The following is a 20043-nucleotide window of genomic DNA, read 5'->3' on the forward strand; positions in this document are numbered from 1 at the left end:
CGGACCCCCCTCCATGACCAACGGCCTCACCTGGATAGGCGCCCACGCCCACACCGCCACGCCCGTCCCCGGAATGCTCGGCGGCATCTCCCTCACCCTCGCCCGAGGCATCGACCCTGACGAGTTCCTCATCAACCTCGGGGCCGACCTCGATCAGCTCGCCGCCCGCACCCCGTTGGCCGAACTGCGCAGCCAGCCCACCCCGCCCGGCCACGACCCCACCCGCTACGCCTACGCGATGTACGGCAGCGAGGGTGAGTGGACGTACGTGCTGGAGAACGACCACGCCGCGACCTGGGCAACCGGCTTCCGCCGTGTCCCCTCGATGAGGCCCGGCCCGGGTGAAGAGATCCTGTGCGCCAGCCGGAACCTGTACAGCCCGCCCGCCGCGATCCTGCACGTCGAAGGCGACGAGGTGATACGGCGCGCAGAGTTCGGCACCACCACCGGCCACGAGTCGGCGTTGGACGCGGCGCTCACCGCCGCCGGTGCCGTTTTCCCCTCCATCCCCGACGCCACCGCCGACGAGGTGACCGCCTACTACGAACAGCACGGCGCGCGCCTGCCCACCCTGGTGTTCACCGCGCTGGGCGCGTACACGGGGCTGAGTATCGACCAGGATGCCGCTCAGGCCGGGAATCTCCCCGCCGTCCACCTCCTCGCTCCTTGAGCCGCACACCCCAGCGCCAACACGCTTCGGCCCCCACCCTGACCGTCAGGGTGGGGGCCGAAGCGTGTTGGCGCTGGGGTGTTACTGCGCGACGAGTTCGCAGATCACGGGCTGACCGCCGCCGACACCGTAACGGCAGGTGCCGCCGTCATCCATGCGCGTGTCCAGCCAGTACGCATCCTTGTCCTTGATACGCATCTGCTTCATGAAGTTCGCGAAGTGGCCGCCCATGGATTCCTGGTTGTGCATGCCCGAGATCGCCGCCCGGCCGCACACCTCGTTGAACGTGGGGTCAGCCCCGTTCTGCGAGAACAGGTGGATCATGCTGTCGTGCATCTTCGCGTACATCGAAATGCAAGCATCCCCGCTGGGGGTGGTCTTCCCCGGCGGGATCGCCGGGTTGATGCCGCCCTCGGTGGACGACATGCCGCCGCTGTTGTACGAGGAGGCGAACGCGAACTCGTCACAGTTCAACGTGTCGCCCGCATCCACCAGGGCGGAGGGGTCGCCGTTGTTCGCGGCCCACCCCGTGGGGCAGATCCGCGTACGGGAACGGTTGTTCTGCGCCTCGTCCCCCATGTAGTACAGAGGCTTCTGATCAGCCATCGAACCCGGGTGCTTGGCCGTGGCCTTCTGAATCAGCCACGCGTGAGCGGCGGCCTGCGGGAACGCCTTCGCGTTGAACGTGTACGTGGGCGCGACGTTGACGAACACACAGCCCGGAACCGACCCCGCCGGGGCGTCTGCTGCGGGGGTGTCGCAGCGGATACGGTCGAGGTCCTCGGTGCCGCCGTCGTAGTCAAGCGACCACTGGTAGCCGGTCTTGAACGGGCGGATCTTCCCGTCGGCGGGGAGAATGTTCGCGTCGATCTGAATGTCAGGCTTGAACCGGTAGTCCGTACCGGCCAGCGACGTATTCCAGCTGAACGGCGTCGTCAGCGTCGCCGAGTGCATCTCACCCGGCACCCACCACGGCTTGCCCTTCCACGCCGTCACCGGCTGCTCCTGCGGCGTACACGAGGTTTCGCACAGATGATTCCAGCCCACGAAGTTGATCTCACGGAACGCGGGCGGGATCTGCTGGGCCGGCTCGATCGTCAGGTGCTCGGTGAACGTGTTCTGTCCGTCAAGTTCCAACATCCGCAGGAACATGAAACTCGCCACAGCCTGCGGCACACCGTCCATCCTGATGATGACCGGCACTGTGCGCACATCGCACTCGATGAACCGGGTCGCGAGGATGGATTCGAAGTTGGTGTTGCACCACTCCACACCCGCGGTCGCCGCCGCCGCACTCGCCTTATCGGACGCGTGGGGCGCCTTGCCCCTGGGGGCCGGGGTCGACTTGCCGAAGCACACCTGACGGCCGTCCGCGTCCGGCTCGCTGCACTGCTCCACCGCATCCTTCGCCGCCGACGTCGGCCGCGACGACAGCGGCGTACCGGCCTGGCCCAAGGGCTTGGTCTGGTAGTAGTGCGGCTGCTGCGCGTCGAAGTGGTTCGGGTTGGGGCTCGCGTAGTTCGGCGTCGGCAGGGTGAGATCCACCGGCAGCTCCACCCGGAACTTCGCCCACGGAGACCACTCCGTCTCATACAGCGAACCGTCGTAGGCGTTGGTGCGGAACACATAGTTCGTGTTCAGCGCCAGCTTGCCCGCCGGAACGTCAACCTTCGCCGTACCCCCCGAAGCCACATAGGGGGAGACGATGACGCCATACGTGGAGTCGTTCAGCTTGACCTTGGTGACCGGCTTCCCGGCCGCGTCCGCGGTCCACACCTCGAACGTCAGGTTGGCCTGGTCCCCATCGGGGTCGGTCACCGTGTTCGTGAGCTGCACCTTTTGCGAGTTCACCCGCTGGAACCCGCCAGGCGCCGCGTTCCTCGATAACGGCGCAGCCTTGGGCGTCTTACCTGACGCCGGGCGCGCGCCGGCCGCCGCAGCGAACGTGGTCTTCTCCGGTCCGTGCACCTTCGGCGGTGCCGCATTGGGGTCGGGCTTTACAGCCGGAGCCGCGCCCGCCACGCTGCCGGCACTTAACAGCATCAGTGCCGCGGTGCCCACCGCGAGAGCGGTTTTCCTTCTGGTTCTCGACGTGCCGAACAAGGCATGTCCCTTCTGGCCCCACCGCCCCTAGACCCGGACGGCAGGACATTGCTGGTGTGTGTCGCGCCGCCCCCTTTCCTACGCGCGCTGATGATCAGTCAACAACGCCCCCAACTCGGAAGGTTCTTCCTCATCCGGAGTTAACAGGCGTGATGCACGTCACGGTTGTGCCCGCTCGCGTGAAGGCTTGGGGGAGACGCCACACTCCACCCTTCAGCGCGCCCGAATACGCTCCCACACGAGCGCGCCCTGTCGGGCCGCCTGTCTACCAGCGCATTCCTACTGTTGTGCGGCAGGCCGCCACGGCCGCATCAGTAGCCTTCATCGAGTTGGGCTCCGATCAGGGAGTCAGAGAAGGCCCGCGTCGACGACAACGTGGACACCGCCTTGGCCGACGGTGGGGGCGGTCGTCCGTCAGGGTCTCGCTAGGGTGAACCCGGCCCCGGGTGGGAACTCGGTCAGGGCCGGGTGCGTGGTGCCGTTCATGGAAGCGATCAACGATGTACATGTGTCCGAGCCGGGTCTGATCGTGGTCGATGTCGCCGCCGACGACGAGACCGCGTTCGCGTTCCACGCGGCCCTGTCCGCGCGGTGGGCGACGACGTCGGTGGAGCGCACCACCAGGGATGCCGACCAGGAGGGTGTGCGGCTGCGCTGCTACCTCGACCTGCGTCAGCCCTTGACGGAACCCGCCGGGACGGGCGGGCCCTGACGGTGCGCCGGGCGGGAGGGTCTACCGGGCGAAGGCGATCGTGACGGGCTTGTTCGGGCAGTTCGTGGTGGCCCGGGTCAGGGTGTCGCGTTCCATCTCGTCGGCGAAGCAGCCCGCCTCCGGACCGCCACACCACCGGAGCCGGAGCACCGGGGTAGGCCCCGCTGCAGTCTGTTCCGCCGCCCCCTCCCGCCGGAGGGGGCGGCGGCGGTGACGGTAGCGTCCCGGGTCAGGCCGGGTCGGCCTCCTGCCGCAGGTCCAGGTAGCAGCGCAGCCGTACGCCCGCCTCGCCCGGTTCACGGACCGTGCGGTCCGCCGGCGCGGTTGCCCACCGGGCGGCGAGCATTTCCTGGATGGCGAAGGCGGTCCGGTCGTCGGCGGCGGCGACCTCCACCACCGCAAGTCCCGGCTCCGCCACATGCGCGTCGTTGATCGGCCTCATACCCGGCACGACGCTTGGCCGCCTGCTGAAGTTCTCCCGTCCGGGCAGCGTCACCCGGACCGGGTACGGAAGACCGACCATGCTGACCTCCCACGGCCCCACCACCCGGCCCGACGGGGCCCGACCAGACCGCTCTCCTCAAGGGAAGCCGGGGGAGCCAGGGCAGGGCAGCACGGGGTAAAGCGTGGAAAGGCCATGCCGCCCGGTTGCCGGTACGACCATTGCGCCCATACGGGCGGCGCACTCGAAGAACGCCTGACAGCGCCCCCTGGAGGGCCGCTATCAACAGCCCATGCTCATCGCTGCACTGCGCGGCCTGGCCGCTGCCTCCCTGGCCCTCCTGCCCCTCACCGTCCCTGCGCCTGCTCATGCGGTGGAGACGCTGCCGCTGACCGAGGCCGTTACTCGTCTGCCCGTGGAGGCCGAGTCCCGTGACGGCTACGACCGGGACGCCTTCCGCCACTGGAACAGCGGGGACGCCCCGGATGACGGGTGCAACACCCGCGGAGAGGTCCTGCTCGCCGAGGCCGTCGAGGCGCCTACGGTCGGGCCCCGGTGCCGACTGTCGGGCGGACGCTGGTGGTCGTACTACGACCAGGTGTGGGTGACATCCGCCTCCGGCCTGGACATCGACCACATGGTGCCCCTTGCTGAAAGCTGGGACAGCGGAGCGTCGGCATGGACGGCGCAGCGGCGTGAGGCGTACGCCAACGACCAGGGCGCCGATGCCAGCCTGGTCGCGGTCACCGCCCGCTCGAACCGCTCCAAGTCGGACCAGGACCCCGCCGAGTGGCTGCCCCCGGCCGCGGAGGTGCACTGCCGGTACGTCTCGGAGTGGGTGGCAACGAAGCTCCGCTGGAGCCTCGCGGCCGACGAGACCGAAGTAGCGGCCCTGCACGAGACGGCTGCCAACTGTCCTGACCAGACCGTGACGTACGACCCGGCCGCATAACCTGCGTGGCGCCCGGCCACAGGAAGGTTCGCTCGTGCGCGAGGATTCCCGAGGCCCAGAGCATCAGAATGGCGCCTTGAAGGAGGAGTGCGACGGTGGTCGGCTGCGGTGCTCCGCCATCCCTTGCGGAGTACGTCGAGCTGCCCGGCCGTCAGCGCTCACCGATATTCTGTCGGCCATTCAGCAGAGGGGGACGCAATGGGGAAGCGGGACCAGCGGCGCAAGAGGCAGCGGGCTAAGCAGAAGGCCGCGGGGATGCAGCGCGCTCATGACTCCAACCCGAAGCCGGCTGTTCCAGAACGGGTCCTCTACCCCAGCGCGGACGAGCCGCTGCTCGAGGTGAACTTCCACGACGACATCACCGACGAAGCGAAGGCACTGTGCCGGGCCTACTGGGAGTTCACCGAGCCTGGGACGTGGGCGCGGAATGTAGCGGAGATCGGATCGACCACCTTCGTGTCCCGGACAGTGCGTACCGCGTGCGAGGCGGCCCTGCTGACTGTTCTGTGTCCCAAGTGCACTGCCCCGGTCACCGTGACCAGCCGCTCCGAGATGTCCGCGACAGGGCACTGGGGCGAGTCCTTCCCCCGCGAAGCAATCACCACGCGGGCCGCGTGCAGGGAATGCCGCGCGGCCGCCCAGTCCGAGGCTGTCGCCGCGGCGGCCCTCGAGCAGCAGCACGTTGAGGAGATGAAGCAGCGAAAGATCGAGAATGTCTCGAGAATGCTTGCCCGATCTCTGAACTCCGACGAGCCATCGTCCTACCCCACACCGCAGCAAGCGCTCGGCCTTCTCGCCATCGCCGAGATCCTCCAGAACAGCGGCGGTGACTCGCTGGGCCCCCTGAAGAGCCTGAAGTACACGATCACAGGATCCGCCAGCAGCGACGTCGCCCTGTGTCGCGAGATGTTCGAGGAGCGCTGGCTGGCGGCCACCACTCCCGCGAAACTCGACGCCTTCACCTTTGATGACGACGGCAACGCCACGAGCCTGTACGTCGACGCCGTTTCCTGGACCTTCCCCCGCTGGCTCGGCTCCACCCCTCGTGAAGCCACCGCCACAGCGGCCACGACGCTGAGCAAGTACCTGACAGAACACACGGACACGGTTCAAGGCATCAAGAAGAAGCTCGAGGCCAGCATGACCGTCGAGTACCTGGAAGACCTCCTCACAGCCCGGTACAACGAGTCACCCATCCCCGAGAACCGGCTACCTGACGCCTACGACATCGCCCTGAGGGGTCTGCAGAGCGGCTATGCCTTTGAGCAGATGCTCGCCATGGCGTGGAGTGCTGCGTCCGCTTCCGTGTCATGGGGGCAGCGCACCCCCGGCCTGAAGCCCGGCGCTGTGTCCTCTGGTTCCGTCACCAACCTCGAACGTCAGCTCGGCTTCACCAGGGACCGACCCGTCCCCCATTACAAACTGCCTCACTCCGTCCCCCGGCCGGCCCTCTACAGCACTGCGATCCGCTTCCTCACCGAACACGAGGAAGCCGCGTCCGCACTTGCGGCCTTCAGCGCCATCCACCAGCGCATCAACAGTCAGGACGCCCAGGTGCTCGACAACGGACTCGTCGAACCCGACGCTGAAGAAGCCGACGAGGAGCCGTTTGACCAGGACGTGTGGCTGGAGAACCTCCTCAAAGGAAAAAAGGAACCAGCCCCGGACCGGACACCAATCGTGACCTTCGCCGCCGTCACGCCCTCCGGTGACCTCGCTATCAAGGAAGACACTGTGCGGCAGATGCGGGAGACGGCCGGCCTCATGACGGAAGGCCTACCACTCGACGGCACTCCCAGCCTCGACGCCCTGGTACCCGTCTTCCAGGACAAGGTGACCCACCCGCCGAACCCCATAGCCACCCGGATGATCGAGCTCCTGGGAGGCGGCTACGGCATCGTGAATGGCACAGTCGTCTTCTTCCAGACCTCTTCCCGAAGCCGCAAACCGCGCTCACTAGACGACGACCACTTGGAGCTGGTCCGGGCCGCACACGCCGCGGCGATAGCAAATCCAACCCCGCAGCAGCCGAGGGCCCCGCGGGCGTCTCACCCCGATGACCTGATCACTGACTGCGCCGACTGCGGACGGCAGATCTACGGTCCAGGCCTATGTGAGGAATGCCAGAGGCTGTGACTGACCGAGCCTAACTGCCCGGTTACCCCGGTTCCGTACGTCGTCGACGGCCAGATGCTCGCCGTGCGGGCGTCCGTTTCACGTCCCCGGCGCCACCTGTTGCAGGCGTAGTCTCCGTGTCGCCCGACGTCGCTGAGCTGAGCCGTCGTCTGTGCCTATAGCGGCTTTTACGGCTTCTCAGGCCGTGCATCAGTGCGGTTGTCAGGTTTTGTATTGGCTGATCCGGCTCCTGCCGCATTGTCAGTGCCTGGTCGTACCGTCGATGTAACGACCTGCGACGGTGAGGGCGGTGTGAGTTGGCGAATGTCGTCTGGCACAAGAATTTCCGGATTCTCCTGGATCTGACCCGGGATGATCTGGACCATCCGGAGCTCCCCGGGCTGTGGGACCTGATCTACGCGGCGGACCGCTTCTACGGCCGCCGCGGTGTGCCGGTCAGCGAGCGGGACCTGCAGTGCGGGGGAGTGTGCCGTGACATGGGCGTCGAAGCTCCGATGCACCTGCGGATGCGCGGCGGCCGGCGCGAGGCCGTCCACGAACGCCGCGAAGACGAAGAACGGCACAGCGTTCCGATGAGCGACGAGCACAAGGCATACCAGGAACGCATCCTGCGCGTCGCGCACGAGGGCGGCTTCGGCGGCGACAGCGAGGTCCGCACCCGGGTGGGGCGCACCTGGATCCAGACCGACACCCTCGTCGAAGGAGCCGACGGCCGCCGCATCGGCTGGGAGGTCCAGCTGTCCACCATCGACGAGCGCGGCCTGCGCGGGGTACGCGCCCGCGCCGGCAAAGCCGCCAAGAACGGCATCACCCCGGCGTGGCACACCGACCGCCTCGCCTACGCCCAGCGCAACGACACCCACTGGACCCGCAGCGACCGCCTCCCTGCCCACCTCATCGCCCGCAACGGCGACCTACGCATCGTCTCCGGCTTCCGCGCCCTCGACTTCTGGCACTGCGACACCAACGCTCTCTACCCCTGTCCCGACGGCATCCGACGCTGCGGCAAGGCCCACGCCACGGCAAGGCCCCGCGACATCTTCTTCGACGACATGGTCCGTCAGACCGCCGCCGGCACCATCGTGCCCATCCAGTTCCGCGCCGGGAAAACGGTGCACCGATATTGGGTGACAAGCGCCGACCGCGACCGCCTGGACGACCTGAACAGCGACGACACCCGCCTGCCAATCGAACGGGATGCCGCTCCCGCAAGCGGCGCCAGCCGCAACCGCCCCACCTGCCAGCCGACCGTCGCCCCGCCGGCTCACCCCAGTCTCCCGGCCCAGCCCGCCTTCCCGGCCCAACCGTCGGCGCCTGCCCTCGAAACTGCGCCCACTGCCGCACTACTACACGCAGACCGCCACGAGCAGGTGACCGACACCACCACAGGGCTCCCGACCGAACTGATCACACTGCAACAGGCCGCCGACGACGCCCACCTGCGACTCCAGCAACTTCACGACCACCACGAGAGAGACCTGCAGCGCAAGGCATGGCGGGAAGCAGCCGAGGCCGCACAAGCCGCAGTGACGCACTACGCCCGCAGCAAGCGCCTCAATCGGTACGAGGTCGAGGCGCGCCTGCGTCAGTTCGTGCGCCACACCGCACGCTGACAGCGTTGTGCGGCTGCCAGAACGGCTGTGACGTGCCCGTTCATCGGCTGACAGACGAGCCGCCCGACGCGTGCGTAGCATAAGGGGGACGGACCCGATACCAGCCTCAAAGCCGGATTCGGCCCCTCTCAGGCTTTCGCCCTGCTGGCGGTCACGGAGGTCAGGCGTCGCCCGAAATCACGGGGTCTTTGTCTCGCCCGGAGGGTGGCTCCGTCTCAGCTTGTCGAGGCAGTTCGGTTCCGTGCGCGTAGGGGTTGCAGTCAGGACAACGGCGCATCGACTCGCCGCCGTCGGGGCCCTCAACAGAGACCCAGCGCATATTGAGGTCTGGGCCTTCGCAGGATCCGCACCAGTCCGGCAGGGGTGGTGCGGAACGGGAAGAAGGCGGAGGGTCGCCGATGATGGCGTGCCTCACTTGGGCCAGGCTCAAATGAAGGGCCGCCATGTCTCGGTAGGCGCCGGCTAGTTCAAGCTGGCCATCTGTGAGCCACTCAACCGCGCGGGCGCCAAGACTTTCCGCCGTCGCGAGGTGTTCGCTGGGCATGGGCATGGAACGCAAGATCCTTTACGACGACTGGGCGTTTGGCGGCGACTGCGGTGCACTCCAACGACGGTTGGCTGGCGCCCGCACTCTAGGAACAGGGCGACTGGGACGAACGTTCACGGCGGGCGGCCCTACTTGGCGTCGACGCTCCTGAGCCACGCAGAACATGCACCTGGGGCCCCCAGCGGCTGTTGCGTCGATCGGTGCTCCAGGATGCCGCTGGCACCCAGTGCTCCGCGGCCGGGACAACTCTCTAGCGATGACAAACGCCGCATGAACAAGGTCCGCGACTTGCCGAAACGCCTCATCGGGAGACCGGTAGTCGAGGTCCTGCACCGCGTGGTTCAGCGCTCCTCGAACCTCCATCAGCTTTGCATGGTCGTACGGAGGCTCCGGCACCGCCCAGCGGTACTTGGAGGCGTTCTCGCCCGCAGCCTTCACGTTGGGGCGGCCGATCCTGCGGCGACTGTTGCACAGCAGACAACGACTCCAACCCTCCGGCGCCTCAGTGTCGACAGGGCCATTCGGATGGTCCGCGCAGCCGGTAGCGCTCCGGGCAGGGGCAAGATTCCTCGCCACTAGAAACACTTCCCACAACGCGTCAGCGATGTCCTCGTATTCAGTGGGGTCGGCGGGAACATCCAAGTACAGCATCCGGTCATCAACACCCGGCAGTTTGTTGCGTAACTCCCGCATCAAGAACGGCCGCCCCGTGGGCACCCGGTAGGAAGAATGCTCATGCTGCATGGCGCAAGCCTAGAGGGTGAACCGCACCAAGAGCTGGCCGGGCGAAAACGCGGACAAGTGCCTGTTCCACGCCTGTGTCCCACTTCAGGACCGGAGTGACGCGACGAGACACGTCAGTACCGCTCGGGCTTCCTTCCAGTCCAGCCGGTGCCGTGCCGTGCCGTTACCCCTGCTCAGCGCCCCGTCTGGGCGTGGTCGGGGCGCTGATACCAAGGTCGGGAAGGTGCGGACGGTCGACAGCGGGGCGTCCTGGTCCTGTCGATGATCCGCGCGAAGCCCTGCAGATGGGGGTGTCACCTCATCGGTGACCGCCCACCGGCAGATGCATCTCCACAGCCTCGGCAGCTTCCTCTTTTTGAACCCGCGCTTCGGTCGCCCGGCATCCGCCAACCGCAGCAGGTACGCCATCTCATCCCGGTGCGCGTGCACCTGAATGTGGGCCCCTGGCGGCCGGCCACCAGGAACGCACGCACCCAGGCTGAGGTTTCTCGTCTCCGCCGCGGCCGTCAGGGCGCACGCAGCCCGAGCTGGTGGGAGACCATGACCAAGCGGAGGCTCCCCCGAACGCCCGTGTGCTCGGGGGCCTTCGCGGGTCTCGCCGTCACTGCTCACTAGTTGTCAGGTGCGCTGCCCACTCACGCGATGTTGGTATGGAAGGGTGCTTGGGACGAGCCGCCAGCTCCGGCCCGAGGCCGGCCAGCGCCTGGAGCTTGTCGGCGGTGAGCTTGGCATGGGCATCTTCGTCACCGAGCGCAGAAGCACTCAATGTCAGTGGTGGGTTCTACGCTGATGGGCTCTGCCGCACTGAGCAAGGAGAGCATGTCCATGGCCGTTGACTTTGTTTCCCTGCATGAGCCGCTTGTGGAGTGGGTCCACGAACAGACGGGCGCAGACGCGACGGAGTATGTGTCGATCACTGCCTTCGGTGAACTGCACGGTCTCGACGAAGAGCAGTCCTTCCGGCTACTGCTGACGTGTAAGGGCTGGGGACTGCTGAGCGATCGCTACGCCACGATGGGTGATCCAGCGGCCAATCTGACATCACGGGGACTGCAGTGGGTGCAAGAGCGTCAACGGCGGCGTGCTGACCCCAGAGCGCGCAGTGCCGCTGCGCGCAAAGGCCTGCTGACTTGGCTGTGGGAGCAGAAGAACGACGGCGTGGACTACCCCGTCGTGGAGAGCGTCCTCCAGTCTCCGCACTCGCTCTTTGAGGGTGAGCGACTGACACCGGACGAGATCGACCGTGCTGGTGCCTACTTGCTGTCCAAGGCATTGATTACAGGAATCAGGACTGGGCAGACCGAGGGGCCTGTGCGGGCCGAGATCACTGCAGAAGGGCAGGACTGCGTGGAGCACTTTGAAGGCGACGTGAGCGCGTACGAGCGTCGGAACAGCAGCGGCAATACGACGTTCAACATTGGGGAGAACATGGGCAACATCGCTGCGAACAGCCGTGATTTCACCATGAACGCCACGACCAGCAAGGACGGGGTCGACCCTGCGGCGGTCGTCATGCTCGCCCGAGCTCTGCGTCAGGCGGCGCCTGCTCTGGAGTTGCCGGAAGACGACGCTCTCGAGTTCGCACAGCTCGCCACACGTCTCGAAACCGAGGCTGCCAACGGATCTCCCGACCCGGGCAGACTCCAGCGCTGGGGCGGATCCATCGTCGGTATCCTCAACTCACCCGTCGTCAGTGGAGCGCTGGGTAGCGTGCTCGCCGCCTACACCGGGACGGTACTTCCGGGCCTGCCTCCCGCGTGATCGAGCAGAGTCCGATGCCTGACACAGTCAGAGGGGCCACGCCAGCTCCGGCATGGTCCCTTGCTTTCGCGAGTACCGCGATGTAGCGGTACTCGGACGTGCCGCTTACATGAAGCGGTCCGCGATGCGTAGGCACCTACCTCTGCCGAGGATCACGCGTGATTCCCGGGGTTCCGGGGGCGCGTCGTGGGATCGCCTCGTGTTACACGCTGTCGGCCCATGAGGGGACGGGGTAGGTGTGGGCGTCGCCGAGGGCGAGGCGAAGGGGGCCGAGGAGGCGGTGGGCGAGGCTGGGAGAGAGGTCCTCGATGGTGAGGGCCGCGGCGGCGAAGCAGACGGTTTTCTGTTCGTCCGAGAAGTCCCGTACGCGTTTGCCGTGGGTGCGGGCTGTTCGGGCCAGTGCTGCTTCGGTGTGCTTGATCAGGGCGTTCTTCAGCTGTGCCCGGTTGGCGGCCGTGGCAAGATCCTGCGCCTCGTACCAGGCGGGGTCTTCGCGATCGGTCGGCCACGCCTTGTTGTAGGAGCGGCGCAGGGTGAGGATTTCGTCCCAGGTGAGCTTGTTCAGTCGGGTGAGTAGTGCTGCTGCTGTGTGCCCCTGGGGACCCAGCGCCCACCATGCCGGTACCCGAAACCGTATCCTCTGGCTCCAGGTCCGTCCGGACCGTTCCTCGTCATCACCCGGGACCAGAGTGAAGATCCACAGCCCGAACGGGACCTCGGCTGTGAAGGGCAAGTAGTCGGCGCCTGATGCATGTGGTGCTGCGCGGGGCGATGGCTGCTTGCGGCGCCGCAGGGGCACGCTGGGCGTCTCCTCGATGAGGACGCTGCGGCCGTCGCGCAGGCAGGCGGCGTAGTCGACCGGGTCGTCGTCGAAGCCGCGACCTGAAGGGCGTGTGACCTTCCAGCCCCAGCCGGCCGGCAGACGGTTCGGGTCCACTCCCGCGGCCGTCCAGTCTTCCCACCCGAGGCCGTGCACGGGCTCTCCCTCCGTGGCGGTACAGAGCTCTCTATTCTGGAGTACCTCGTGGCGCCCGGGCTGGGAGAAGGCGGGGATCGATCATGACTGGTCGCACCGCGCCGTGCGGCAGCAGGCCCTCCCCGCGACGCGGGGGTGTTCACGTCAGGGCGGCACGGGCCGGTGAACCCGCTTCTGGACGGCATCGTCACCGGTCACTGGAACCCGATACAGGCAGCCTGGCAGCCACCCAGAGCATGACCCGCACCACCAGCGCGTGAGAAGTGCGCGCCCCACAGGTCGAGCGCGGATTTGGTGGGGCTCGACCCGGTCCGGTACCGCGCACAGCCGCTCTGGACGTCCAGCCGGGCCCCGGCTGGACGCGCTGCCGGAGGTCAACGTCGCCGCCTCGATGCCGTACGGGCTGCCCCGTGTTCATCCACTCCTCTGCGGTGAGGGCCCCGGGGACACCGGTCGGGCGAGGCGGCGCGCCCGGCGGGGGATTGTCCTAGGCAGCGTGTAGAGTTCGCCAGCTTCACCGTGGGTGAGGGCTGAAGTTGGATAAATGCGTTGGCCAACCCCCGGCAAACCGGTGAAAATCGGTCTCGGTGCAGGTACGTTTCACCCTCCGATCACATGTGTGATCTCTCTCACAGCCGAATCCGGAGGAAGTGGGTGCTACCAGCACTGTTCACCCGCGCACGCCCTGCCTGGATTCTGGAGGGTGCGACCGGCATGTGGGTACCTCGTGCGCGAGCGCACCAAGGCAAGGCATAGTGGGGACACCACCCCCGCCGGGCGTGACGAGCACCACAAAAGTAAGATCTTGCTTGCATACTCTGCGGTAACCGCATTCGGATATGAAGAAGAGCCCCACCCCGACGCCCGTCAGCATCCAAGGTGAGGCTCCCCCTCGACACGCCGTATGCAGTGCGACCGACCTATAGGTCGGCAAGGCCCCGGTCCCCAGACCGGGGCTTTCGCATCACCAGGGCCAGTTCACCGCGATCTCGTAGACCGCGCGGACCAACAGCCCCAGCCAGCCGGGAACCCGCTTGGGCTCACGCTTGCTGCAGCAACGGCAGTGCCCCTCCGACTCATCAAGATCAGTCATCGGGACCTGTTCCCCCATTCCGGTGGGAGACTGCGGATTTCGCAGCTCCCCGGAGACCACGTCTGTCGTGGACCCCGATCGGAGATCCACGCGATGCGTGGGCCCTGGGGTTCGAGGTGGCTGCACTTTACCCCGAGCGTCACGGATTTCGTTTCCCGTCAACCCTCCGGCTGACCGGCGCCGGTGTGGGACCTGGTGCCACACCGAGTAGTTGCACGTGCCCCGTTCACGACCCTCAAGCCTTGCTCAAGTCCTTGAGCTGGCAAAGTCCGTGATGAACCGTCCGCCCAGCGCGCCACCGACCCCGCCCGGCGTGCGAAAGCTCACACAAGGAGCACACCACCCAGACCACCGTGCGCCCCCACATCCCGGAAGCCCTTCAACGCGCACAACTCCTTCGGCTTCTGACCAAACTCCACCGGTCGACCTTTGGCACGTCACTCGAACACCGCATGATCCTCGACGGCGGCGGGAGCTAACGATGGGACACAACGGCGCGGTGACATCAATTCACCTCGACATTGATCACGCGCGTGCCCCTCGAGTGACTCCCGAACTCACCTCGAAACGGCATCCACGGAAACTGACACAGCCAGTCGGCCAGATCGAGTCGCTCCTCGTCCGGCAGCCTGAACCGTTCCGGGTTCGGTAGGGACTCGATCGTTTGAGAGGATCGAGTCATGGCACGTTCTTCCCCCTACCCGCTTGAGCTGCGCCGTCGTGCGGTGCGGATGGTCGCCGAGGTGCGGCCCGACTACGACACCGAGTGGGCCGCGATGAAAGCGGTCGCCCAGAAGCTGGGCATCGGCACGACCGAGACCCTGCGCAAGTGGGTACGGCAGGACCAGATCGACGCCGGCACCCGGCCGGGCACCACGACGGAGGAGTCCGTCGAGCTGAAGCGGCTGAAGAAGGAGAATGCCGAGCTGAAGCGGGCGAACGAGATCCTCAAAGCTGCGGCGTCTTTCTTCGCGGCCGAGCTCGACCGGCCACACACGCGCTCGTAGCGTTCATCGACGAGCACAAGGGCCGCTTCGGCGGCGTCGAGCCGATCTGCCGGGTCCTCACCGACCACGACTGCAAGATCGCCCCGTCCACGTACTACGCTCACCACAAGCGCCAGGTCGAGCCGGCTGCCCGCACCGTCCGCGACCGCGAGCTCAAGACCCTGATCCAGGATGCGTACGAGACCAACTACCGTGTCTATGGCGCCCGGAAGATCTGGCGGCTCCTGAACCGCCAGGGTGTCGCGGTGGCCCGCTGCACCGTCGAACGTCTCATGCGCGAGCTCGGCATCACCGGCGCGGTCCGCGGCAAGAAGGTGATCACCACAATCCCCGACGCGAGCGCGGAACGGGCTCCGGACCTCGTGGACCGCGACTTCATCGCCCCGGCCCCGAACCGCTGCTGGGTCGCCGACTTCACCCACGTCGCCACCTTCGCCGGCGTCGTCTACGTCGCCTTCGTGGTGGACACCTTCTCCCGCCGCATCGTCGGCTGGTCAGCGGCCACTTCGAAGGAGACCCGGCTCGTCCTGGACGCCCTCGAGATGGCGCTGTGGCAGCGCGACCGGGACCAACTTTCCCACCAGCCGGGTGGGTTGATACATCATTCCGATGCCGGGTCGCAGTACACATCGTTTGCGCTCGCCGAGCACCTCGACCGGGCAGGCATCGCCGCGTCGATCGGATCGGTCGGTGATGCCTATGACACTGCCCTGATGGAGTCCACGATCGGCCTGTTCAAAACTGAGTTGATCAAGCCCGGCCGGCCCTGGAAGAAACTCTCCGAGGTCGAGCTGGCCACCGCCGAATGGGTCGACTGGTACTGCCACCGCCGACTGCACGGTGAGATCGGGCACATCCCACCCGCCGAATACGAGACCAACTACTACGTCGAAACCACGAAACCCCAGGTCACAGTCACAACCTAGAGTCTCGATCAAACCCGGAACGGTTCACCCTGCTCGAACCGCGCGAGGATACCGACTGACCCGTTTTCGCCGCCAGGTACAGGGGCCGGAGCCAATGTCAGTGGCTCCGGCCCCCTGCCGCGTGACTGTAGCGGGCGAATCCCGCACGGTGATGCCCGGCTCAGGGAAGGGTGAGCGCCATGGATTCTGTCGACACCGCCTTGGACCGTGTCTGGCCCGCCGAACTGCGCACCGACCGTCTCCTCCTGCGGCCGGTCACCCGGGAAGACGGCCCCCTGGTGAGCGAGTTGTTGACCGACGGCCGTGTCCGCGCGCACCTCGGCGGTTCGGTTACGGACGATCGCGTCGCCGCCCGGCAGGCCGCCTACCCGACGACGGCCGGTGCCTGGACCGTCGTCCGCGTCGCCGACCAGCGGCCGATCGGCCTGGTGACCATCGGCGCCGACCATAGGTGCGAGGGACGCGTCGAACTCTCCTGCCAGCTGCTCCCCGCAGCCTGGGGCGAAGGCCTGGGCAGGGAGGCCGTTGCGGCGGCCGTCAGCTGGTGGACGGACGCCGTCCCCGGCGGTGGCCCGCTGGTCGCGGTCACGCAGAAGGCCAACCGCGCCTCGTGCCGCATGCTGGAGGCGATCGGCATGACCGTCGTCGACGAGCTCGAGGAGCACGGTGCGCGCCAGTGTCTCTACCCCCCGCGGGCGACCAGGACGACAGTGACCTGCGCTGGTTGCGCCTGCTTGCCGCGCGGCGGGACGCCGTCGAGCGTCGCCGAGGCGCCCAGGCCCGCGCGACCGCGGCCGGCCAGGACCTTCCCGAGGACCTCTCGGCGCTCACCCCAGAGGAACTGGCCCGTCTGTGCCCTGCCCGCCACGGTGCCTATGTCCGAGTTGTTCGACGCGGTCGACGCGCTGGTCGCGTCCCGTGCCGTGCTGCCGCCGCCGGCGGAACGCAAGCGGCTGCGTGCCGCGCACGGCCTGACGATCGACGAAGTGGCCACCGCGTTGAAGGTGCGTCGGGCCACGGTGTCCGGCTGGGAGTCCGGCAAGACTGAGCCCCGCCCGCCGGAGCGCGACGCCTACGCCCGGCTGCTGGACAAGCTCGCGGAGCTCTACCCCGCCCCGGCCGACGCGCCTGTGCAGGACGCCGCGGTGCCGGCCACGTTCACCGGCGCGCCCGCCCCGGCGGAAACGCGGACTCTGTCCACAGGGCAGGCGCCCGAGGCTGCGGACATGACTGCAACCGAGAACACCCAGCCCCCTGCCCCTGCTCCCGTCGTTGCTGCTCCGGTGGCCGCGCCGCGTCCGGCGCGCACCACCAGGTCGACGTCGTCGACGTTGCGCCGCCCGGGTGCGAAGAAGGCGGCCCCGGCCAGCACCCCGGCGGGCGGTACCGACCCGCGGTTCGAGAACGGCCCGCTGGCGGTCGTCGATGTCGAGGACGGCAAGGTGCTGGCGTACTGCGTCGGCGGTCTGGTCCTGGACGTACCCGCCAAGTCCCTTCCGTCCCTGGTGGACTGGACGCTCAAGGAAGCGAAGCTCGGTCAGCCGAAGCTGTCCGGGCCGGGCAAGGACGCCGACCCGCTGATCGTGCTCACCGAGGCCGCCCTGGAGCGCTACGGCCTGCCTGTCACGCTCGCGGAGGAGGAGAAGCACGCCGGGCGGATCCCGGAGGGCCACAAGGTCATCAAGCAGCTCGCGCGTGCGGAGTGGAAGCTGACCAAGCGCGGGTTCGGGCCGTGGGCGCGGATCTACCGCCCCGCCATCGGTTCGGAGCGGGCCTGTGTGCAGCTGTGCATCCCGTCCTGGAACGCGCTGGACACGCGGCACTGGGGTGAGGCTGGGCAGCTTCCGCCGGCGGAGCTCGCCCGCGTGCTGGGCGTCTACGCCTCTCGGGTGATGACGCCGCGCGGTTCGACCGCGGTGACCGGCCTGGAGCTGATGACCGCGCTGCACCCGCCGACCCGGGCCTCCGAGCCCGACGCGGCGGGGAAGCGGCACTCCGAGCACAACCCCGGCTCGCTCGGCAAGGACGCCATCGACCCGATGAACTGGCCCCCGTGCGAGGTCCCCGACGGCCACCCCGTCCTCAAGGACCTGCCCCGATTCCACGTCCGCGGCCCCGGCGAGAAGCTGTTCGAGGAGGCGTACGACTGGGCACGGCCGATGACGGATGCCGAGTGCACCCTGCGGCACCTGGTCGGCATCGACGTCAACATGGCCTTCGCCGCCGGCGCGAACGGCCTGACCGTCGGCCTCGGCGAGGCGACGCACGTCACGAACCCGGTATTCGACCCGAAGCTGCCCGGCTCGTGGCTCGTGGACCTGTCCCACGTCGACCTGTCGAAGGTGAAGGTCGGCAAGGAGTGGGTGGAGCTGGACGGCTCACTGCTGCCCTCTCCGTTCACGCCGAAGGGCGAGCGCCCGGACGGGCCGGCCTGGTACGCGACGCCCACCGTCGCGTACGCGACGGAGCTCGGCTACGAGGTGCGCCCGATCGAGGCGTGGGTCCGGTACGACAACGGCCGCTACCTGGACGGCTGGTACAACCGGCTCCGTGACGCCTACCTCGCCACGATGGCCGACCTCGGCGTGCACACCGACATGGAGCCGGCCGACTTCCTCGCCGCGATGGACGGCTACAAGGACCGCGACCCGGAGCTGGGACTCGTCGTCTCGGCGATCAAGGCGACGGTCAAGGGCGGCCTGGGCAAGCTGCGCGAGCGCCCGCGCGGCGAGGGCTGGCGACCCGGGCAGCCGTGGCGCGCCCTGTCCCGCCCGACCTGGCGGCCGGACATCCGGGCGGCCGTCATCTCCCGCACCCGGATCAACCTGCACCGCAAGATCGTCAAGCACGCCGCCTTCACCGGGCAGTGCCCCGTCGCGATCCTGTCGGACTGCGTCGTCTATGCAGCCGACGGCACGTCGCCACTGGACTTCTTGCCCTACCGGGAGGGCAAGCCGCTGCCCGGCGGCTTCAAGCTCGGCATCAACCCCGGCCTGGTCAAGCACGAGGGCACCCAGACCGTCCTGTGGGGCGAGGAGGTCCGGGAGCGGTTCGACGCGCTGGAGCTCAACCTCGCCCGGTACATCAAGGACGGCACCGTCACCGACGTCGACAACGGAGAGTAGGAGTAGGCCGCGATGAGCCTGTTCGGGGACGGCCTGGAGGCCGCGGTGCAGGAGGCGTTCACCCGCCCGGCACCAAAGAGCGCGGGTGCGCAGATGCGGTACCTGGTCAAGCAGCTCAAGGGCACCAAGGCGGTCGCCCAGATGCTGCGGATCTCCCAGCGCACCGTCGAACGGTACGTGAAGGACCAGATCAAGAAGCCGCGCCCCGACCTCGCCGCGCGCCTGGAGCGCGAGGTGAAGAAGCGGTGGCAGCCGCAGATCCGCGCCAAGGCCCGGCAGAAGGCTGCGACGACCGGCGGCATCGTCATCGACACCCGCGCCCGCCTCGGCTACACCGCGCCGATCGGGTCGACGGACCAGGACCGCATCCGGCACCTGACCGTCGCCCTCCCGCCGCAGTACGCCGCCCGCCTCTTCGACGCCCAGGAGGCCGGAGCCAGCGACCAGCAGCTCAAGGAGATCGCCGCCGAAGCGCTCAAGGAGGTGTACTTCCAGGACAACGGCCGCCGCGCCGGCCAGCTCGAGGAAGTCCGCTTCGCCGACATCGAGCACCTGGAGTTCGACCTGTAGCAGCCGCGCCTGCGAGCCCGGACCTGTCGCTCCGGGCTCGCTCGCATATCCGCGGGAAAACAGATGCTCATGCAAGCGATACCGTGCTAAACCCACGTCCTACTCCGGAGGCGGCGTCACCAGCTTCGTAGCGCTGGGGTCGACGTCCGCTGCACAGGTCAGGGTCGGCAGGTCGCGGTCGAGCAGGCCGTTCATTTCGATGGCCGCCCGGCTGAGGAGGTGGGCAGCCTGTACGGACTGGCCGTCGGCGACGGCGGCGTAGAACCGGGCAGCATAGGTGATGGCGTCGACGTCGCCGATGGTGTCGGACATTCCGATGAAGGCGTCCTGCGGGTCGCGAGTGGCCTTCTCCCGGGCCACGACGCAAAGACGCCTCGATGGCGGCGAGCACTTCGGTGATGAGGGGAGATATTGACCGGGATGCGAGCTCTGGCCGGCCCCGCGAAGAGGGGGTCCATCCCGAGGTAAGTCAGAGTGCCCCCTGCCGGAGTGCACCGGCTGCCTCCCTCCTCCCGATGCAGCGGCTGCTGCTGCCGTGACAGGAGTCACATGCTGTATGGGCATTACATGTTGAACCTCCCGGACTGTCACCGTTGCTGCTTGCTTAAGCAACGTCATAGGAAGGGAGGCGGCGCGACACAACATCAAGTCGTCGGAAGGACTCAG

General features: G+C 67.7%; 15 protein-coding genes and 1 pseudogene. 10 read left to right on the top strand and 6 right to left on the bottom strand.

The features are described 5' to 3' along the window. Window positions 1-13 precede the first annotated feature (13 nt). A complete protein-coding gene (locus tag G3I53_RS11500) occupies window positions 14-670 on the top strand; it encodes a hypothetical protein (RefSeq protein ID WP_164335762.1) in 657 nt (218 codons plus the stop codon). A gap of 81 nt (window positions 671-751) precedes the next feature. Here G3I53_RS11500 and G3I53_RS11505 read toward each other — a convergent pair whose 3' ends face one another. Beyond that, a complete protein-coding gene (locus tag G3I53_RS11505) occupies window positions 752-2731 on the bottom strand; it encodes a hypothetical protein (RefSeq protein WP_164335760.1) in 1980 nt (659 codons plus the stop codon). Window positions 2732-3257: 526 nt separating this feature from the next. On the opposite strand from G3I53_RS11505, the gene G3I53_RS11510 reads away from it, so the two are divergent. Continuing rightward, window positions 3258-3485 carry a DUF6207 family protein gene (locus G3I53_RS11510; RefSeq protein WP_203592119.1) on the top strand — a complete coding sequence of 76 codons (228 nt, stop codon included), beginning with the start codon at window positions 3258-3260 and terminating at the stop codon, window positions 3483-3485. Between the two features lie 21 nt (window positions 3486-3506). On the opposite strand, the gene G3I53_RS34360 is transcribed toward G3I53_RS11510, so the two are convergent. Next, on the bottom strand, window positions 3507-3635 hold the full coding sequence (locus tag G3I53_RS34360; RefSeq protein WP_275404131.1) for a hypothetical protein: 129 nt from the start codon (window positions 3633-3635) through the stop codon (window positions 3507-3509). A 79-nt stretch (window positions 3636-3714) separates the two neighbouring features. After that, window positions 3715-4008 carry a DUF6207 family protein gene (locus tag G3I53_RS11515; protein WP_239063778.1) on the bottom strand — a complete coding sequence of 98 codons (294 nt, stop codon included), beginning with the start codon at window positions 4006-4008 and terminating at the stop codon, window positions 3715-3717. A gap of 211 nt (window positions 4009-4219) precedes the next feature. Here G3I53_RS11515 and G3I53_RS11520 point away from each other — a divergent pair, with 211 nt between their 5' ends. The 4 genes from G3I53_RS11520 to G3I53_RS11535 all read left to right on the top strand — a co-directional run bounded on the left by G3I53_RS11520 (window position 4220) and on the right by G3I53_RS11535 (window position 11680). Further along, window positions 4220-4879 carry an HNH endonuclease family protein gene (locus G3I53_RS11520; RefSeq protein WP_164335756.1) on the top strand — a complete coding sequence of 220 codons (660 nt, stop codon included), beginning with the start codon at window positions 4220-4222 and terminating at the stop codon, window positions 4877-4879. A gap of 198 nt (window positions 4880-5077) precedes the next feature. After that, window positions 5078-7015 (top strand): hypothetical protein, encoded by a 1938-nt coding sequence (locus G3I53_RS11525; protein ID WP_164335754.1) that lies wholly within the window; start codon window positions 5078-5080, stop codon window positions 7013-7015. Between the two features lie 296 nt (window positions 7016-7311). Then, a complete protein-coding gene (locus G3I53_RS33810) occupies window positions 7312-8628 on the top strand; it encodes a hypothetical protein (protein WP_239063780.1) in 1317 nt (438 codons plus the stop codon). 2116 nt (window positions 8629-10744) lie between these two features. After that, entirely contained in the window at window positions 10745-11680 is a 936-nt protein-coding gene (locus tag G3I53_RS11535) for a hypothetical protein (protein ID WP_164335752.1), read from the top strand. A 202-nt stretch (window positions 11681-11882) separates the two neighbouring features. Here the strand turns inward: G3I53_RS11535 and G3I53_RS11540 are convergent, their stop codons facing one another. After that, window positions 11883-12656, bottom strand: a complete 774-nt coding sequence (locus G3I53_RS11540; RefSeq protein ID WP_343240598.1) for a hypothetical protein — start codon at window positions 12654-12656, stop codon at window positions 11883-11885. 964 nt (window positions 12657-13620) lie between these two features. Further along, window positions 13621-13749: a hypothetical protein gene (locus G3I53_RS34365; protein ID WP_275404130.1), complete on the bottom strand. Its 129-nt coding sequence runs from the start codon at window positions 13747-13749 to the stop codon at window positions 13621-13623. 680 nt (window positions 13750-14429) lie between these two features. On the opposite strand from G3I53_RS34365, the gene G3I53_RS11545 reads away from it, so the two are divergent. From G3I53_RS11545 to G3I53_RS11555, 4 genes and pseudogenes are all read left to right on the top strand, one after another. Further along, window positions 14430-15682, top strand: a protein-coding gene (locus tag G3I53_RS11545) for an IS3 family transposase (RefSeq protein WP_164335749.1) whose coding sequence is annotated in 2 segments (ribosomal slippage) — window positions 14430-14712 and window positions 14712-15682 — 1254 coding nt in all. Because the reading frame shifts where the segments join, the coding sequence is not laid out codon by codon here. Between the two features lie 179 nt (window positions 15683-15861). Further along, window positions 15862-16311, top strand: a pseudogene (locus tag G3I53_RS33815) (GNAT family N-acetyltransferase); the annotation flags it as partial. Between the two features lie 246 nt (window positions 16312-16557). Continuing rightward, entirely contained in the window at window positions 16558-18807 is a 2250-nt protein-coding gene (locus G3I53_RS11550; protein ID WP_239063797.1) for a helix-turn-helix transcriptional regulator, read from the top strand. A 12-nt stretch (window positions 18808-18819) separates the two neighbouring features. Beyond that, window positions 18820-19377: an XRE family transcriptional regulator gene (locus G3I53_RS11555; RefSeq protein ID WP_164335745.1), complete on the top strand. Its 558-nt coding sequence runs from the start codon at window positions 18820-18822 to the stop codon at window positions 19375-19377. 99 nt (window positions 19378-19476) lie between these two features. Here G3I53_RS11555 and G3I53_RS11560 read toward each other — a convergent pair whose 3' ends face one another. Further along, complete coding sequence (locus G3I53_RS11560) at window positions 19477-19737, bottom strand: hypothetical protein (RefSeq protein WP_239063782.1); 261 nt, start codon at window positions 19735-19737, stop codon at window positions 19477-19479. Window positions 19738-20043 lie beyond the last annotated feature (306 nt).

This window comes from Streptomyces sp. SID14436, from assembly GCF_010548465.1.
Lineage (GTDB): Bacteria > Actinomycetota > Actinomycetes > Streptomycetales > Streptomycetaceae > Streptomyces.

Bases quoted from the DNA above. Each gene is read 5' to 3' on its own strand.
- G3I53_RS11500 (WP_164335762.1), top strand. From the start codon at position 14: ATGACCAACGGCCTCACCTGGATAGGCGCCCACGCCCACACCGCCACG.
- G3I53_RS11510 (WP_203592119.1), top strand. From the start codon at position 3,258: ATGGAAGCGATCAACGATGTACATGTGTCCGAGCCGGGTCTGATCGTG.
- G3I53_RS11515 (WP_239063778.1), bottom strand. From the start codon at position 4,008: ATGGTCGGTCTTCCGTACCCGGTCCGGGTGACGCTGCCCGGACGGGAG.
- G3I53_RS11520 (WP_164335756.1), top strand. From the start codon at position 4,220: ATGCTCATCGCTGCACTGCGCGGCCTGGCCGCTGCCTCCCTGGCCCTC.
- G3I53_RS11525 (WP_164335754.1), top strand. From the start codon at position 5,078: ATGGGGAAGCGGGACCAGCGGCGCAAGAGGCAGCGGGCTAAGCAGAAG.
- G3I53_RS11535 (WP_164335752.1), top strand. From the start codon at position 10,745: ATGGCCGTTGACTTTGTTTCCCTGCATGAGCCGCTTGTGGAGTGGGTC.
- G3I53_RS34365 (WP_275404130.1), bottom strand. From the start codon at position 13,749: ATGACTGATCTTGATGAGTCGGAGGGGCACTGCCGTTGCTGCAGCAAG.
- G3I53_RS11550 (WP_239063797.1), top strand. From the start codon at position 16,558: ATGTCCGAGTTGTTCGACGCGGTCGACGCGCTGGTCGCGTCCCGTGCC.
- G3I53_RS11555 (WP_164335745.1), top strand. From the start codon at position 18,820: ATGAGCCTGTTCGGGGACGGCCTGGAGGCCGCGGTGCAGGAGGCGTTC.